The following is a 16,984-nucleotide window of genomic DNA, read 5'->3' as shown; positions in this document are numbered from 1 at the left end:
TATATGGGTCAGATTTTCTTTTTTTATTTTTAAAAAATGCTTATTACTATTAAAGGGAGTGGTTTGATGGAAATCAAGAAAATTAAAAAACTGTTAGTAGCCAATAGAGGAGAAATTGCGATTCGAATTTTTAGGGCTTGTACTGAGTTAAACATCCGAACAGTAGCCATATATTCTCAAGAAGATATTGGGGCTTATCACCGCTACAAAGCAGATGAAGCGTACCTTATCGGAGAAGGAAAAAAACCAATTGAAGCCTACTTAGATATTGAGGGAATCATTGAAATTGCAAAAAATAATAAGATTGATGCAATTCACCCAGGTTATGGATTTCTATCTGAGAATGCTCATTTTGCTTCAAGATGTGAAGAGGAAGGCATTAGTTTCATCGGTCCGAAAGTGGAACATCTTTTAATGTTTGGAGACAAAATTTCTGCAAGGAAAGAAGCCATTAAAGCAAATATCCCAGTCATTCCTGGAACAGACGGCCCTGCTAAAAGCTTCACGGAGGTAAAAGAGTTTGCTGATCAACATGGTTATCCTATTATCATTAAAGCCTCACTTGGTGGTGGGGGCCGAGGTATGCGAATTATAAGAAGCGAACAATCGTTAGAAGAAGGGTATAACCGAGCCAAGTCAGAAGCCAAAGCAGCCTTTGGCCAGGATGAAGTCTATGTAGAAAAGTTTGTAGAAGACCCTAAACACATTGAAGTCCAAATTCTGGCTGATCACCATGGAAACACGGTGCACTTATATGAAAGAGATTGTTCGGTACAGCGTAGACATCAAAAAGTTGTAGAAATTGCCCCTAGTATTTCGATCAGTCCTGTTCTGAGAGAAGAGATCTGCCAAGCCGCTGTTCGGTTGGCTGAAAACGTTGGATATCTCAATGCCGGGACAGTTGAGTTCCTAGTCACCAACTCTAATGAATTTTTCTTTATCGAAGTAAATCCAAGGATTCAGGTGGAACATACAATTACTGAAATGGTCACGGGCATTGACATCGTTCAATCCCAACTATTAATTGCTGAAGGAGAATCTCTCTTTGGGACCAATATAAACATTCCCCATCAAGATAACATTCATACAAATGGGTTTGCTATACAATCGAGAGTAACCACGGAGGATCCGAGCAATAACTTTATGCCTGATACCGGAAAGATCACCGTTTACCGTTCAAGTGGAGGGTTTGGCGTAAGGCTTGACGCAGGAAATGGTTTCCAAGGTTCGGTCATCACTCCACATTATGATTCTTTACTAGTGAAAATTTCAACTTGGGGCACAAGTTTTCACCAAGCTGCTAACAAAATGTTAAGAAATCTAAAGGAGTTCAGAATAAGAGGGATTAAAACCAATATCCCCTTTTTAGAGAATGTAGTGACCCACTCCAAGTTTTTATCAGGAGAATATAATACTTCTTTTATTGATTCAACCCCTGAACTGTTTACCTTTCCGAAACGATTGGACAGGGGCACGAAAATGTTATCTTATATAGGATCCACTACGCTAAATGGATTCCCTGGCTTGAAAAAAGAAATAACAAAACCAAATTTTCCTAAACAAAGAATACCAAAAGTAAAATCATACGAGCCCCACCCTCCTGGTACAAAGCAAATTCTAGATCAAGAGGGTCCTGAAGGAGTAGCCAATTGGGTCAAAAAACAAGACAACGTATTATTGACCGATACTACATTCCGTGACAGCCATCAATCCCTACTTGCCACACGGGTACGAACCAAAGATTTAATGCAGATCATTGAACCCACCTCCCGTATGGTACCGAACTTATTTTCTGTTGAAATGTGGGGTGGAGCCACATTTGACGTAACGATGAGGTTTTTAAATGAAGATCCGTGGGACAGATTGATCAAATTACGCGAGAAGTCTCCTAATGTTCTGTTCCAAATGCTTCTCCGTGCCTCAAATGCTGTAGGGTATAAAAATTACCCTGACAATTTAATTAAAGAATTTGTGAAAAAGTCTGCAGAAACTGGGATCGATGTGTTCCGTATCTTTGACAGTTTAAATTGGATAGAAGGGATGAAACTTGCTATAGATTCTGTTCGGGATAGCGGGAAAATTGCTGAAGCTTCTATTTGTTATACCGGAGATATTTTGGATGCCACACGTACCAAGTATGATATCAACTATTACAAAGAAATGGCACGGGAACTTGAACAGTCTGGGGCGCACATTTTAGGAATCAAGGATATGGCTGGGTTATTAAAACCTGAAGCTGCCTATCAACTTATTTCCACCTTAAAAGACACAATCGATATTCCGATACATTTGCATACACATGATACTAGTGGAAATGGCTTGGCAATGTATATCAAAGCTATTGAAGCAGGAGTAGATATCGTCGATACAGCAGTAAGTTCGATGGCTGGTCTCACGTCACAGCCGAGTGCAAACTCTTTATACTACGCGTTAGAACACAACAATCGACAGCCTGACATAAATATAGATAGCCTAAACAAACTTTCTCATTACTGGGAAGATACGCGAAAATATTATGCAGGTTTTGAAAGCGGTATGAATGCTCCCCACCCTGAAATTTATGAGCATGAAATGCCTGGTGGGCAGTACAGCAACCTTCAACAGCAAGCAAAAGCCGTCGGTCTGGAAGAAAGATGGGATGACGTAAAACGTATGTACCGGAAAGTAAACGATCTATTTGGTGATGTAGTCAAAGTAACGCCTTCTTCTAAAGTCATTGGCGATATGGCCTTGTACATGGTCCAAAACGATTTAACAGAAGATGATATTTATGATAAAGGGTACTCATTGGCCTTTCCCGACTCTGTCGTAGAATTTTTTCAAGGCTATCTCGGGCAACCGTATCAAGGATTTCCAAAAAAACTCCAGCAAATCATCCTAAATGGTCGGAAAGAGATTACTGTTCGCCCAGGGGAGTTGTTGGAACCGATTGACTTCCAAGGGATAAAGGAACAGCTGTTTCAACAACTAAACCGACAAGTTACCGATCTAGAGGTTCTATCCTATGCTCTTTATCCAAAGGTTTTTATGGATTATGCCAAATTGCGCGAGCAATATTGGGACCTATCTACTCTAGACACACCTACTTTCTTTTATGGGATGAATGTTGGTGAAGAAATTAACGTAGAGATCGAGCAAGGGAAAACGCTGTTTGTAAAACTTGTTTCCATAGGGGAACCTCGTATTGACGGTACTCGTGTTGTTTACTTTGAACTAAATGGAAAATCACGTGAAGTAACAATAAAGGATTTCAATATTGAAACATCATCTGCTGTGAAACCGAAAGCAGATCGACAGAATGAGGAGCATATTGGTGCTTCTATGCCAGGTACTGTGCTTAAGGTTTTAGTGACAAAAGGAAACAAAGTAAAAAAAGGAGATCAATTAGCTGTTACTGAAGCAATGAAAATGGAAACCACCGTCCAATCTCCTTTTGATGGATTAGTAAGAGATGTTCATGTCTCCGATGGGGAAACCATTGAAACAGGAGATTTAATTCTAGAAATACAAAAATAGTTTTCAAAAACATAACAAGGAGGCGCTCTTATATAAGGCGCCTCCTTGTTTTGGAAAGATAAGAACCTTCAAATGTAAAAGTTTGGCCATATTGAAATGTTTAAAAGAAATGGAGTTTGAATTTAACACACATAAAGAAGTCCGAGAATTCCAAACAGATTCTCGGACTCGTGCATAATGGATAGCATTCTTGATCTATTGAAATTGGCTCCTCATAAAAGCTCCTTGAAGTTAACTTCTAGATCCATGGATCTCTTTAAGGTATTATAAACAGGTGAACGGTTGAGCGCCTTGGTACAAAAATCAAAAAAATTACTGTCTTTAAGTTCAACATATAAATAAACGGTTACCGTTATTTTATTGATACACGGTTCATCCTCATAACCTCTTACGCCTAATAAGGTTAGAGGGTTTTCCAGTGAAAGATTCAAAACTCCTTCAATTTCTTCAATAATGGACCCCTCCTTTTTGGACTGCTCTAAAAGGGTCAATATAATGCTACTTAAAACAGATCCTCCAAAATACTCGAGACTACTAATTTGTTCGTATTCTGAGTCAAAACTGACTTCCTTTTGAATCTGAAAGCTATTATTATTTGTAAAAATTTTCACAGATGAGAGATCATTAGACGTTCCTCTAAAGCTCATATCAAAAACTCTGGACTCCTGTAATGTATTTATTTCATCTCTTGGCTGTTTACTCATATTTGCTCCTTAATACTGAAGCGGCTTCTGTTAGTGAGCGTATTTTACCTGAGATATTTTCAAGTATGTTAACTGGACTACTTGAAAAGGTTGCAAACCCGCAGTCAGGATTCAGCCATATTTTTTCCTTTGGAAGAGAAGTCATGGCTTCTTCCACTCTTGATAAAATGGAGTCCATTGTCTCAATTTCATCTGTACGTGGATTAATCACACCTAAGCCAAGTACTGGATTCTCACGAATTTTTGGATCAGCTAATAAGGAGTTCAACTCTCCTGCCCTTGGTGTTGAGAATTCAAGTGTCAATAGATCAGGATTCACCTTCGCAAATAACTCTATCAGCGGCGTATAGGGGCCTGTCAATAATATGCTCTCATTCTTACTCCAGTTTCCTCTGCAGATATGAATAGAAGCAACGGTTTTTGTTCTATCAATATACTCCATTATCTGCCCAATCAAGGAACTGGCGAATTCTAGCTCCTCTTTAGGATCCTTTTTTTCGGAAAGAGCAGCGCACATAAACGACCTTGGCCTTCCATCTGTAAAAACCACCTCGGTCAATACCGGTTCATCAAATTGAATTACATCAACTCCGATATTGATCAGATTGTCTATCTCTTCCTTCATAACCTTTATAACATCTTGCCCAAGTTCCTCCTTGCTCCCGTAAAACTTACCAGAGAGATTAGGAAGCCACATTGATCTTGTAAGGAGATAGGGACCGGGTAATGTAATCTTTACGGGTTTATCAGTAAATTTCTTCATAGTCCTAAGCTCATCTGCGACAATATCACCTTTGTGTTTCAACTTACCGACACAAATGGCATTTTTAATACTGATTGCTGGAACATCAAGTGTGGTCAATATATTTTCAAAAGCTTGTTTATCTTCAATATAATCGAGCATTTCACTCATGCTCATCATTTCTACGCCACTAATTTTATCGGAAACAAAGGACACATAGTTATCTCGTCCAATTTCTCCACTTGTGATGATATCAATCCCAAGACCATCTTGTAGATTAATCACCTTTTTGGTTTCCATCTCAATTAGCTTGTTAAAGTCATTTCGTTCAATCGTTCCTCTTCTCATCTTTCTTAGTGCGCTTAAAACCTCTTTTGATCTAGGCATGCTTCCCATTAATGAAGTAGGAAATAATGGAAATGGTCTTTTCATTTTTCTCATCTCCTAAAATGGATGTACATAGGTAAAGAGAAGAAACGGTTACCCCCTCCTTCTCTTTTTCATGGGAGTTTTATAAACTAGGTAAATAAAACGATTGATTTTGACCGAGCCGTTAGATTTGATTTGTTAAAAATTACTTGTGAAGGAACTTCAGATAATCATTCGCTTCACGTAATTGCTGATATCCTGTGATTCTCCCTTCAACCCATTCCTTCAACCCTTCCATATCCATCATCTTCTTATGGTCTTCGTTATTGTAATCCATTGTATTAAGCACTTTTTCCCATTCTATAAATCTTTCCGTTGAAAAATCAGGATGTGCAACGAAAATACAGTGATCAAATACTTCCGTCGTATCAATACAAACCAATTGGTTTTCATCAATCGTGCCATCCTTCTTCCATGCTTCCCAGTTTAAATCCAATACGACAGATACATCTACTGCACCTGCCGACAAGGCTTTGATAGCATCTAATTCTCCCCCAACGTGGTCTCCATGAAGACCAATCCCAATATTAAACAATTTCTCCGTGTAATCTTTACCATAGTCAAGCCCATATTTTTTATGTAAATGGTTGATTGGGATCAGTCTTGCTTGAGGTGAGTCTATTGCTCCAAAACCAATCGTCTTGCCCTTTACCTCCATAAGATTTGTGATACCGCTATCTTTTTTGACAATAAAGCAGGTCTTTCTGTCTCTATCCGTATCTCTCATTGACCCCATCTGGCATTTCCCATCGGTTCTCAAATATGTGTCCAACCATGCTAGAGGTGAATTCCAGGCAATATCTATTTCCTTATTCAACAATCCGTCTACTTGACTTTCATAATCTTTATAGAAGACACATTCTACTTCAATTCCTTCCTCATTGAAAAAATCAGCTATGATCCCCCAGATTACTGTAACCCTCGGATCATAAATAACAGCTCCTACTTTTATTTTATCGTTATTCAATGAAATTCCTCCCTATCGTTTTTATGGAATCATCTGACCTGTTAATGATTTGCCAAGCCAAACAGTCAGAACGTCATTGCTTGGAGCCATAACTTGTCCAGCATATGCATCTCTCAAAAGTCTTTCAATCGGCAATGCCTTATTGTAAGCTTTCCCTCCTCCCACTCTCATGGCAAGCCTTCCACAGTCGATTGAAGCTTCAGATGCGAAGACTCTGGCTGCCAGTATCTTTGCTAGCGCATCTTCTTCTCCGTTGGCACCCGCATTTGCAGCATCCAAGGTCATAGCTTTTGCAGCAAATGCCTGCTTATAGATATGACCAATATGCACTTGTACCGTTTCAATATTTGAAAGCGAACTTCCATCAGGATATTTACGATCCGCAGCATAAGGGCTTACGATATCAACCATATGCATAGCAGTACCACTATTTACCGCTCCTAGTCCTGTGATGAAGAACGGTGCAACAACGTTAAATACTTGCTCTTCACCAGAACCTTCTGCTCCAATGCGATAAAAGGAGTGCAAAGTCACATCATTAATATGCATGGGACATGACGAGTTCCCCCTCATTCCAAGACCATTCCAATTTGAATTTTCAAAAGTTAAGCCTTTTTCCTTCAGAGGGATGACCCAGTTGTTTATTTTTCCTTCTTCTACAGAAGGCGCAAGAACCAGATAATAGGAAGCATACGTTGCTGAAGTGACCATGCTCTTTGTACCGTTAAACGTTGTGTAATCACCATTAACCTCAGCTGTAACTTCTGGTTTATAAAAGTGTGTTCCTGTCCCGATTTCGCTGTAGGCTAAAGCTAAAAATTCCCCTTTTTCTACGATGTCTGTAAAAATTTTTTTCTTAAGGTCATCACTGCCATGCGTTAGAACACACATCAAGGCAACATTATGCATCATATAGCAAAGAGCAGTGGTAGCACACGTCTCTGCAAAGGCTAGACAAGCCTGAGTATGTTCCACAAGTCCTTTGCCATAACCACCGTATTCTTCAGGCACAAGCAGTTTTAAAAAGCCTTTTTCCCCTAGTGCCTTAAATGATTCTTCAGGAAATCTCAGCTCCTGATCCGTCAATTCTGTGTATGGCAGTATGTAAGACTTTGCAAAATCCTTGCCATCTTGATAAACATTGTTCATAATTTCTCCCCCTTGTTTATGGAATGTTATTTTAAGAATCTATGAATCTATTATGATAAAGTTTCTAAAGTCAACATGACTTTTAATGATAATAAAACATCACACTTATCAAATATGCTCAAAAATCAGAATACTATTACAAGCTGTACTTACCGATTTGTTTTCTCTACCAAGTTCCCGTTGAACTATTTTAATTACTTTCTTGCGCATACTCGACTACAATGACTTCATTTGCTGCGCAGTATCCTTCTACTACGTTACATAACATTACTTATATGGAATTAAGCTCTCAATAAAAATAAATTTATTTAAACCACTTGACTTTTAAACATACTGCTACAACCTACATTGAATAAACCTCATATGCAAAACGGTAGAAGATACTATCTCCATGGGAGATCCCTCTTCTACCCTTTTCCTATTCCACGTAATTGTTACCTTTCTTTATACTACTTTCATTAAGAACACATTACTAATAACCGAAGTAAAGTTCCTCATATCAGCTACATCCTCTAGACTATCGATGGAATTAAGGATGTGAATACTATTTTCCCTTCCTATAACAGGCTCTGTGAGGGAGAGAAATTTCTGTTTGACTTCATAATCTGTCACCTCTCGAAAGGGTTTTACAAATCCAATGGGCTGCAGCGCATCCTTAGGACAAAGATTTAGTTTATACCAGAGATCCTTAATTAAATACTCTTCTCCTATGTCTTGTACTTCCGGACTAAAACTTAGATTAACAGGTGAGAAACGATCTCCCTTACGTTCTATTCCCTTTTCGGTAAGACGAGGTGAATTCGCTCCAGCCATACTGCCCCAAGCAGCTACATCACATTGATCAACAGAACAGTCAATAGAATCCATTAACGGAGAATAGGTAATATAATGTTCAGTAGACCCTAACGCATACTCTATTTTATTTTCAGGTAAACCAATGATTCGACTGACCCCTGCTGCAGCACCCATAGCAGCCCAAGAACAATGCTGGTTTAAAGGAGTAGAAGAGTGGTTCCCGATCATCTCCGATCGTATCCCTACCTCGTAGCCTACCAGTAGAGCAGATAAAAAGGTTTCACCGCTTACCTTTCTTTCTTCTGAGGCAGCTAAAATGGCTGGAAAAATAATGGAACCGAGAGGACCAGTGATTAAAGAATGACTATCATCGACTCTTGATGAACGAGCCATGGTGGCGTTCATAAATGCTGCCCCAACGGAATTTAATTTTTCTGATGATAGATAAACTGTGGATTCACCTTTTTTCCAAAGTTCAAAAGCACCGTCTTTTGCATGTTCAGCTTCCTTTGTTTGAGAGCCCGCTATGATACTTCCAACGCTATCTACAATGGCTTTTTTTAGGGTTTCTTGAACCACCAGTTGAGTTTCTTTATATTGTTCTTCCAAAATATAAGTCGTCATTCTATCCATCATAAAGCCCTCCTTGTTCAATCAATCAATTAACTGTTGTTCCTCTAACCATTCCCTACTAACCTCAAGGGTATTTGCATGTAAGATATCGACTTCATAATTAAGAGACCTTATTGTTTCCGTATCTAAACGTTCAGCAATGTCGTTTAAAAGATTAGGCAAGTCGTTAAATTGTTCAAGTACCTCTTTTCTTACAGCCGGAGCTACATTATACGCTGGAAAAAATGACTGGTCATCCTCCAACGCAACAAAATCTAAATTCTGCATACTGCCATCTGTGACAAACCCAACAATCGCATCTACGCGTTGATCTTCCAGAGCTTTGTACGTAAGGTGAGAATCCAACCTCATGACTTGTTCAGAGGGTAAACGGAAATTATAGGTATCCTCCAATCCTTTAAGCCCGTCATATCTTTGGTGAAACTCTGTTTCAGAGGCAAAAGTGAAGTCATCCGTATTCTCGATGTAATGAGCTAATTCTGAAATGGTTGTGATTCCGTGTTGTTGGGAAAAATTCTCTCTAACAAGAATAGCGTAAGTGTTATTAAATTCTGACTTTTCAAGCCAATAAATATCATTTTCTTTTTCTAAAGCTTTTACTCTTTTATAGGCTTTCTCTGGATCATTTTCGCCTTCTTCATTTAGATAAAGCATAAGAGCAGCGCCTGTATATTCCCAGTAAAAATCAATATGACCGTCTAGCAACGCAGTGCGAAGATCATGACTTAACATGTCACTAACGGTTTCGACTTCATATCCATTTTCTCTTAAATACACAGAGGTAATTGTTAAAAGAAGGGATTGTTCTGTGAAACTCTTTGCACCAATGGTTAACTTTCCTTTGCTTTCTGGTTGTTCATTTACTTGATGTGATGATTGGTTATTCACACACCCAAACAGTAAAAGTAGAAATAAAAGACATAAAAGCAGTTTTCTTTTCTCGCTATACTTCCATCCTTTGTTTTTCATGCTGCCTTCTCCCCTATTATAAAATGCAAATCCCGTGCCAACTTGAAAGCCCTTTCTTTTCTGGTAGCACGTAGATATTTGTAAAAAAATCTCTCATTTCCGTAAAAAATTTTTTACAAAAAAGGGACAATCATTAAACCTTGATTCCCCCTACTCTTTTTGGAAATATTTGTTCATCTTATATAATAAATTTTGACGAGAAATTCCCAACATCTTTGCTGCTGCTGCAGGTTGACCTGTGGCTTCATCTAACGCCTTAAGGATTAATTGTTTTTCAATCGATTCCAACTTCTCAGGAAGTGGTTTATTATTTTCAAGATTTGTTTCACTCAAGTCATCATTTTCTTTGAAGTCTCGAATTTCCATCGGAAAATCATCAATGAATAAGGTGGTATCCTGGCACATAACAACAGCTCTTTCTACTGCATTTTCTAACTCTCTAACATTTCCTGGCCAATTATAGTTTTTTAAAACGTGTAAAGCATCTCTATCAATATCATAATTCCGTTTGTCCTTTTTTCTAAATCCCTCTAAAAACTTTTCAAGTAACAATGGGATATCGTCTTTTCTTTCTCGCAAGGTAGGGATATATATATCAACTATATTTAAGCGATAATAAAGATCCTCACGGAATGCCCCCTCTTCTACCATTGTCTTTAGATTGCGGTTCGTAGCTGCAATAATCCTAACATCGACCTGATTCACTTCATCACTGCCAACTGGAATATATGTTTTATCTTGTGTCACTTGAAGCAGTTTCGCTTGGAACGCTGGAGAAACTTCTCCTATTTCGTCTAAAAAAATGGTGCCCCCATTTGCAGCTTCAAATTTACCTTTTCTATTACTTTGAGCCCCGGTAAACGCTCCTTTTTTATGGCCAAACAATTCCGTTTCTAACAACTGTTCAGGGATTGAAGCACAATTGACTGGGATAAATGGTGCTTTACTCCGATAACTTAAATGATGAATCGACTTTGCAATTAAGCTCTTTCCTGTCCCACTTTCCCCCTGAATTAAGACATTAGCATCAGTCGTTGACACTCGTTCTACTAATTGAAAGATTTTCTTCATTACGGAGCTTGCTCCAAATATTTCTTCTACCATGGACGTTTGTTTTAATTTTTCTTTTAATACATTGTTTTCTTCTTTTACTCTCAACCATTCAATCGCTTTTTCAATGACTATGGATATCTGCTCAATTTTCGCAGGTTTAATGATATAGTCAAACGCCCCTGCTTTCATTGCTGTCACTGCGTTTTCTATATTTCCGTAAGCTGTCATTAATATATATATTTTTTTCGGATAAAGGGAAGTAAATTCCCTTAATAAATCTACTCCGTTACAATCTGGAAGTTTAAGATCAAGAAAAATAATATCAACTTCTAAATCTTTTATTTTCTTTCGAGCTTCTTGTCCATTCGCTGCAGTAAATACAGTGTATCCACGTTTTTTTAAAGATAACTGAAATATTTTTAGTAATTTATGTTCGTCGTCAACTAGTAATATCGACCTCACCAAGATTCTCCCCTTCCTCCGGACATTTCGGCAACACAATAAAAATCGATGTTCCTTTTCCTTCTTCACTTTTGGCCCTTATTTCACCACCCTGCTGGGTTATAATCTCATAGGCAATCGATAGTCCCAACCCAGTCCCTTCTTTTTTGGTTGAAAAAAAAGGGTTAAATATCCAGTTTATCTTTGAAGGAGGAATTCCATGCCCTGTATCTCTAAACTCTACCTCCCAATTGGAAGCCCCCTCTTTGATGTTCATTGACAATTCCCCGCCTGATTCCATTGCTTGTATACTATTTAAAATGATATTTAAAAAGACTTGTCCTAATTTGCTCCTATGCGATAGAACATAAGCCGAATCAAACTTCTGGTATTCAGACTTTACTGTGATTTGATGGTCGTCAAATTTTTTCCTTAATAACAATAAAAGTTCATCCAATATCAAAACAACATTAACTTTCTCAGTACTAACGTCGTGCTCATCCTTTGCCATCTTCAGGAAGTCGGTTAATAGCAAATTCATTCGTTCTGTCGTTTCCACAATGTCATTGCTTAATTCTTTTATAAAGCTTTTATCTACTTCCCCGTCCATTGTTTCATATTGTATGGCTTCAGAGGCTGCTTGAATAATACTTAACGGGTTTTTAATTTCGTGGGCAATGCCGGAGGTTAGTTGTCCTAAAGACGCTAACCGTTCATTTTGCTTTACGTAGTTTTCTAATTTTTTTACTTCACTCACATCCCTAATTATTAACAGCGTAGCAACTTTATTTTTGATTTGATCTCTAAATCTGGAAGAATAGATGCTTACCTCAAACTCTCTATTCTTCGTATCTACCAAAGAAGCTTCAACCTCGTGAAACTCCCTTCCATCTAAAAACTTTCCCCAGGAAACATTTCCTTCACCGGTAGTACTTTTAAGGGGAACGTTAAATATTAGTTTCCCTACTGCCTCTTTTTTGCTATAGCCCGTTAACTGTTCAGCCCCATTATTAAATGTTAATATTTTCCCAGTCTGATCCAATGTTATCACTGCATAAGGAATCGATTCTAGAATACTAGCCAGTCTTCTCCCTTTATTTGTCAGCTCTTTTGCCATGCTGTGCATCGTCACAGATAAATCTTGCAGCTCATCATTCGTACTTACGAGAGCAAAGTTACTTCTTTTTCCGTCTTTATATTCTTTTGCTTGATTAATAAGATTGGTAATTGGTTTAACAACACTAGTCGTTCCGAAAATAGTAAATAGGACTGTCAGAAAAGATACAATTAAAAACCCTTCAATTAGTACCTTTTGTACACTGACCACTGGAACAAGAGCCTGTTTCTCTGTTTCCCCAACGATTAACCCAAATTCGCTTGTTAGAACGGGACGATAGGCTAACAGCATCTTTTGGGAAAATATGATCCCCTCCCAGTGTCCAATACGCCTTTTACTTAGAAGGTCATGTATGGGATGCATGTGTAACGGTTCTCCGATTAAACTTTCATTTTGATGGGCAATCACTCGACCATTACGATCAATTAAGGCGTTCATTCCTTCCTGGCCTACTTGTACTTGACTCAAAGCAGTCGACAAACTTTCCAAATCCACCAGAGCACTAATTCCACCTCTGAATTCTCCCTCTTCACTCAGTATAGGTACGGTTATTGCAATGGTTGGTGTCCCATCTTCCAGTGTAACTAAATTTGAAATGTGATGGGTCTTGCTCCAGCGAAGTCGCTGCCTGATCTCCTCCAACTTATTATCTGGAAAATCAAGATGGTCAGGGACCGAAAGAACCCTTTCTCCCTCTTCATTAAAAATATTCAGATAGGAGAAAAACGCATTTTGTAAAACTAATTCGGTCAATTCCTCATATACACCTACAACCTCCCCCTCTTGGTCCATAACATAGGGCGAAACGCTGTTTATTTCACTTACTATTTGTTGAATAACAAGATCCGTATGACTAGAGAGGGTTTTGGCCATTAACTCATTCCGTTCATCTATTTGCTCCCGAATGGAATGGTTTAAGACAAAGGTTGCGATAACAAAAATGATCGTTAAAGAAACAATACTTCCAAGTAGCGAAAGCAAGAGATATTTTTTTGTTAATTTGGAACGAAAATATTTCATGACCTTTTTTTCCCTTTCAAACAGAAACGTAGAGTGACTGTTTTTCTTTTAATTATAGTAAATAGTAGTTTTTTTCTAAATAGAAAAAATATTATTTCTTTCTATGTAAAATAATCAAAATTATGATATAATCATGATTACAAGAAGTTACCATTCAAGAAAAAGGAGCGGGTTATGTGTTAAAAACAAAGGGTCTAGAAGGAATTGTTGCTACCACATCACGTGTAAGTTCCATTATTGAGGATCACTTAACCTATCAAGGATATAACATTGATGATCTAGCTGTACAAGCTAGTTTTGAAGAAGTGATTTATCTCTTATGGCATGGGAAACTTCCTAATCAAACAGAGCTTGATGAATTGCAAGACCAACTCCTCAGCAATAGTCAGCTACCAGACATGTTTATAGAGCATCTGAAAGCTTCTCCTCTTAAAGACGTACACCCTATGGCTTCTCTTCGTACCTGGGTTTCCCACTTATCCCTGTTTGACGAGGAAGCGGATGACTTAAACAAAGAAGCCAATTATAGAAAGGCTATCAGAATACAGGCAAAAATCCCCTCCATAGTAGCTGCTTTTGCTCGTTTGAGAGAGGGAAAGCAACCCCTTCCCCCTCGTGAAGACTTTTCTTACGCCGCTAATTTTCTTTACATGTTAACCGGTAACGAACCTAATGAAACAGCAGTAGAAGCTTTAAACAAAGCGCTCGTGCTTCATGCAGATCACGAGTTAAATGCCTCTACTTTTACCTCACGAGTTTGCGTTGCAACTTTATCGGACTTGTATTCAGGTATTACTGCAGCGATTGGTGCCTTAAAAGGTCCTTTACATGGCGGTGCTAACACGGCAGTTATGGAAATGTTAATGGAAATTGACCAGGTTGAAAACGTAGAGCCATTTATTCGGAATGCCTTGAGCAAGAAACAAAAAATCATGGGGTTTGGCCATAGAGTGTATAAAGACGGGGACCCGCGAGCCAAGCATCTCAAAGAAATGTCTAAACAATTGGCACTACTTACCGGCGAAAGTAAATGGTATGATATGTCAGTCGAGATTGAAAATATAGTGACAAAGGAAAAGGGGCTTCCACCTAATGTTGACTTCTATTCAGCCTCGGTTTATCACAGCTTAGAAATCAAACATGACCTGTTTACTCCTATCTTTGCAGTGAGCCGAACTTCTGGCTGGATTGCACATATTCTAGAACAGTATGAGAATAATCGTTTAATTCGTCCTCGTGCTGAGTATATTGGAAAGGTAAATCAAACCTACCTCCCCGTTGAGAAAAGATAAATAAATTATAGAAAGAGGTTGTTTCAAAAAATACCCGTGCAGACTTCAGCCCGAAAAGTCCGCACTGGGGGGGCTTGCTCACGAGGAAGCTGAAACATTGACTGTGGCATAGGAGGCACCGTGAAAGTAAAGGAAGTGAAGCGTGAATGGAGACTGTACCTGTTTTGCCCATAGGTGAAAGCGAAGTGTATTTCAGTTGAAAGAAGCCTTTTGGAACAGCCCATATTTAATAAATGATATAAAATTTAAGTTGACAGATACAGACAGATAAATATAATTAATTATATAATTTGTTTATCCTCTGGTGTTAATGGCTCCATTACTGCTAAGGGGCAAATGAGCAGTCTGTTATAAAGGTATTTATGGCATGCTGAAAATTTGTTATCTAAGCTATATTACACGAGTGGAGGAAGCAATGACTTCTCAGCAGCTTCGTAAAAAAGGGATGCTGGAATCCGAAATTAGTAAGGCTTTTACCCAGTGGGAAAAAGACTACTTAGGACGGGGATCAGTAAAAGTAAAAACAGATATTGTACGACATATGATTATCGTAGTTGTTAACGGGATTTTAACGCCTGCGGAACAAGAGCTTGCCAAAGACAGACAGGGCATGCTTTCGATTAAGAAGATCAGAGCTGACTTGATTGAAACCGGCAACGCTCAACTGAAACAAATTATCTATGATATAACGGGTGAAAACGTGAAAAGCTTTCATACTGACATCAGCATTCCTCAAGGGGAGCGTGTCATTATTTTTATGCTACATTCAGATCTTCAAGCGAAGATCCCTTCATAAAATGGGAGATCATTTAAACGCAGAGAATGCGAGTGAATGATAAACCGACATTCATCTAAAAAGGAAGTGGGCAGCCACCCATACATCCTTTTTACATGGTGTCGGTTTTTTTATTGCCTTCATCTGCACCGGCACTGCTCAAGACACTTTGAATATAAACAATGCTGCTAAAAAATTTACGAATTTAAAAAATGCAATACATGGAAAGGGTGAAGAAACCGATGGAAATTATCTTACAAAACCTGCTTTCGCCAATTATCTTATTTTTTATCCTGGGCATTGTGGCTTCCTTATTCAAGTCTGATCTTTCGTTTCCCAGCGGGTTAAGTGAAGCACTAAGTATTTATCTATTAATTGCCATTGGGATTAAGGGAGGAATTGAGCTTTCTAATTACTCCTTTCAAACAGTCATCACCCCGCTTGCCGGAACTCTTTTTCTAGGGATTTTAACTCCTGTGTTAACCCTTATGATTCTAAAAGTTTTCTTTAAAATGGATCTTCATAATGCGATTGGTCTGGCAGCCACCTACGGCTCTGTCAGTATTGTCACCTACGGTGCGGCGATTGCTTTCTTAGGAGATTTTGGTGTCAGCTACGAAAGCTTTATGAGCGCTATGGTTGTTGTCATGGAAATTCCCGCGATATTAGTCGCCCTTATCCTATTTGGGATGGCTCAGAGTAAAAAGAAACAGCAGGAAATGCCTGTACAAGGTGTTGGAATTGTAGCTCAGTCGCCAATTCCTCTCATTGATAAAAGCATTTTGCGGGAAAGCTTCTTTGGGAAAAGTGTTTTGCTTCTGTTAGGGAGCCTTCTTGTCGGCCTCGTAACAGGGGAGGATGCCATCCCGGTTGTTCAACCGTTATTTATGGATATGTATTACAGCGTCTTGATTCTTTTCTTGCTTAACATGGGACTCATTGCCGGAAAGCGATTAAGTGTCATCAAAGAACACGGCATTAAGCTTATCTCACTGGGAGTTGTTATTCCTGTAGTATACGGTGTGCTAGGTATTGTTACAGGATACGTTGTTGGCCTGTCTCAAGGAGGAGCAACCCTGATGGGAGTGTTAGCCGCTTCTGCTTCCTATATCGCAGCACCGGCTGCTCTTCGGGCGTCTGTGCCGAAGGCTAACCCATCTATTTATTTAGGGCTGGCTCTCGGAATAACCTTCCCGTTTAATTTAATTGTCGGCATACCGCTAATGTACGCTATTTCTCAGTGGTTTTACTAAAAAAACTTTCGTACAGCAGTCCGGTCCGGCTCCTTTGAGGAGCCGGATTTTTTCTATTCCACCTATTGAAACCGCACTCGGATGGGCGTCCTACGCCCACAGCATATGGAAAGTGACGACGGCAAAACA

General features: G+C 38.8%; 12 protein-coding genes. 4 read left to right on the top strand and 8 right to left on the bottom strand.

From position 1 onward, the window contains the following. Positions 1 to 66: 66 nt before the first annotated feature. On the top strand, positions 67 to 3,516 hold the full coding sequence (pyc, locus tag CEF17_RS06520; RefSeq protein WP_100398815.1) for a pyruvate carboxylase: 3,450 nt from the start codon (positions 67 to 69) through the stop codon (positions 3,514 to 3,516). A 212-nt stretch (positions 3,517 to 3,728) separates the two neighbouring features. Here the strand turns inward: pyc and CEF17_RS06515 are convergent, their stop codons facing one another. The 8 genes from CEF17_RS06515 to CEF17_RS06480 form a co-directional block, all read right to left on the bottom strand. Next, positions 3,729 to 4,220: an OsmC family protein gene (locus CEF17_RS06515; protein WP_100398814.1), complete on the bottom strand. Its 492-nt coding sequence runs from the start codon at positions 4,218 to 4,220 to the stop codon at positions 3,729 to 3,731. Continuing rightward, positions 4,213 to 5,394, bottom strand: a complete 1,182-nt coding sequence (locus tag CEF17_RS06510) for a cobalamin-independent methionine synthase II family protein (RefSeq protein WP_100398813.1) — start codon at positions 5,392 to 5,394, stop codon at positions 4,213 to 4,215. Before CEF17_RS06510 ends, CEF17_RS06515 begins: the two co-directional genes overlap by 8 nt. 142 nt (positions 5,395 to 5,536) lie before the next feature. Beyond that, the gene (locus tag CEF17_RS06505) at positions 5,537 to 6,358 is read right to left on the bottom strand and encodes a phosphate/phosphite/phosphonate ABC transporter substrate-binding protein (protein WP_100398812.1); all 822 of its coding nucleotides are present in this window, start codon (positions 6,356 to 6,358) and stop codon (positions 5,537 to 5,539) included. 21 nt (positions 6,359 to 6,379) lie between these two features. Then, positions 6,380 to 7,507 (bottom strand): acyl-CoA dehydrogenase family protein, encoded by a 1,128-nt coding sequence (locus tag CEF17_RS06500; protein ID WP_100398811.1) that lies wholly within the window; start codon positions 7,505 to 7,507, stop codon positions 6,380 to 6,382. A gap of 444 nt (positions 7,508 to 7,951) precedes the next feature. Beyond that, positions 7,952 to 8,935 carry an MmgE/PrpD family protein gene (locus CEF17_RS06495; protein ID WP_198508904.1) on the bottom strand — a complete coding sequence of 328 codons (984 nt, stop codon included), beginning with the start codon at positions 8,933 to 8,935 and terminating at the stop codon, positions 7,952 to 7,954. Positions 8,936 to 8,956: 21 nt separating this feature from the next. Next, the gene (locus CEF17_RS06490; RefSeq protein WP_100398809.1) at positions 8,957 to 9,904 is read right to left on the bottom strand and encodes an ABC transporter substrate-binding protein; all 948 of its coding nucleotides are present in this window, start codon (positions 9,902 to 9,904) and stop codon (positions 8,957 to 8,959) included. A gap of 150 nt (positions 9,905 to 10,054) precedes the next feature. Beyond that, positions 10,055 to 11,419, bottom strand: coding sequence for a sigma-54-dependent transcriptional regulator (locus CEF17_RS06485; RefSeq protein WP_100398808.1), 1,365 nt, complete (start codon positions 11,417 to 11,419; stop codon positions 10,055 to 10,057). Next, positions 11,397 to 13,535, bottom strand: coding sequence for a sensor histidine kinase (locus tag CEF17_RS06480; RefSeq protein ID WP_100398807.1), 2,139 nt, complete (start codon positions 13,533 to 13,535; stop codon positions 11,397 to 11,399). Before CEF17_RS06480 ends, CEF17_RS06485 begins: the two co-directional genes overlap by 23 nt. A 176-nt stretch (positions 13,536 to 13,711) precedes the next feature. On the opposite strand from CEF17_RS06480, the gene citZ reads away from it, so the two are divergent. The 3 genes from citZ to CEF17_RS06465 all read left to right on the top strand — a co-directional run bounded on the left by citZ (position 13,712) and on the right by CEF17_RS06465 (position 16,855). Beyond that, positions 13,712 to 14,827 (top strand): citrate synthase, encoded by a 1,116-nt coding sequence (gene citZ, locus CEF17_RS06475; RefSeq protein ID WP_100398806.1) that lies wholly within the window; start codon positions 13,712 to 13,714, stop codon positions 14,825 to 14,827. 415 nt (positions 14,828 to 15,242) lie between these two features. Continuing rightward, on the top strand, positions 15,243 to 15,623 hold the full coding sequence (locus CEF17_RS06470; protein ID WP_100398805.1) for a Na-translocating system protein MpsC family protein: 381 nt from the start codon (positions 15,243 to 15,245) through the stop codon (positions 15,621 to 15,623). 221 nt (positions 15,624 to 15,844) lie between these two features. Further along, positions 15,845 to 16,855, top strand: a complete 1,011-nt coding sequence (locus CEF17_RS06465; protein WP_100398804.1) for a sodium-dependent bicarbonate transport family permease — start codon at positions 15,845 to 15,847, stop codon at positions 16,853 to 16,855. The last annotated feature ends 129 nt before the right edge of the window (positions 16,856 to 16,984 follow it).

The sequence above is a fragment of the Bacillus sp. FJAT-44742 genome (assembly GCF_002797315.1).
GTDB lineage: Bacteria > Bacillota > Bacilli > Bacillales > Marinococcaceae > Thalassorhabdus > Thalassorhabdus alkalitolerans.
Note: the sequence above shows the minus strand (reverse complement) of the source record. Positions and strands in the feature narration are given on the sequence as shown.

Coding starts and splice junctions, on each gene's coding strand:
- CEF17_RS06515 (WP_100398814.1), bottom strand. CDS start 4,220: ATGAGTAAACAGCCAAGAGATGAAATAAATACATTACAGGAGTCCAGA.
- CEF17_RS06490 (WP_100398809.1), bottom strand. CDS start 9,904: ATGAAAAACAAAGGATGGAAGTATAGCGAGAAAAGAAAACTGCTTTTA.
- CEF17_RS06500 (WP_100398811.1), bottom strand. CDS start 7,507: ATGAACAATGTTTATCAAGATGGCAAGGATTTTGCAAAGTCTTACATA.
- CEF17_RS06465 (WP_100398804.1), top strand. CDS start 15,845: ATGGAAATTATCTTACAAAACCTGCTTTCGCCAATTATCTTATTTTTT.
- pyc (WP_100398815.1), top strand. CDS start 67: ATGGAAATCAAGAAAATTAAAAAACTGTTAGTAGCCAATAGAGGAGAA.
- CEF17_RS06495 (WP_198508904.1), bottom strand. CDS start 8,935: ATGGATAGAATGACGACTTATATTTTGGAAGAACAATATAAAGAAACT.
- CEF17_RS06480 (WP_100398807.1), bottom strand. CDS start 13,535: ATGAAATATTTTCGTTCCAAATTAACAAAAAAATATCTCTTGCTTTCG.
- CEF17_RS06470 (WP_100398805.1), top strand. CDS start 15,243: ATGACTTCTCAGCAGCTTCGTAAAAAAGGGATGCTGGAATCCGAAATT.
- CEF17_RS06510 (WP_100398813.1), bottom strand. CDS start 5,394: ATGAAAAGACCATTTCCATTATTTCCTACTTCATTAATGGGAAGCATG.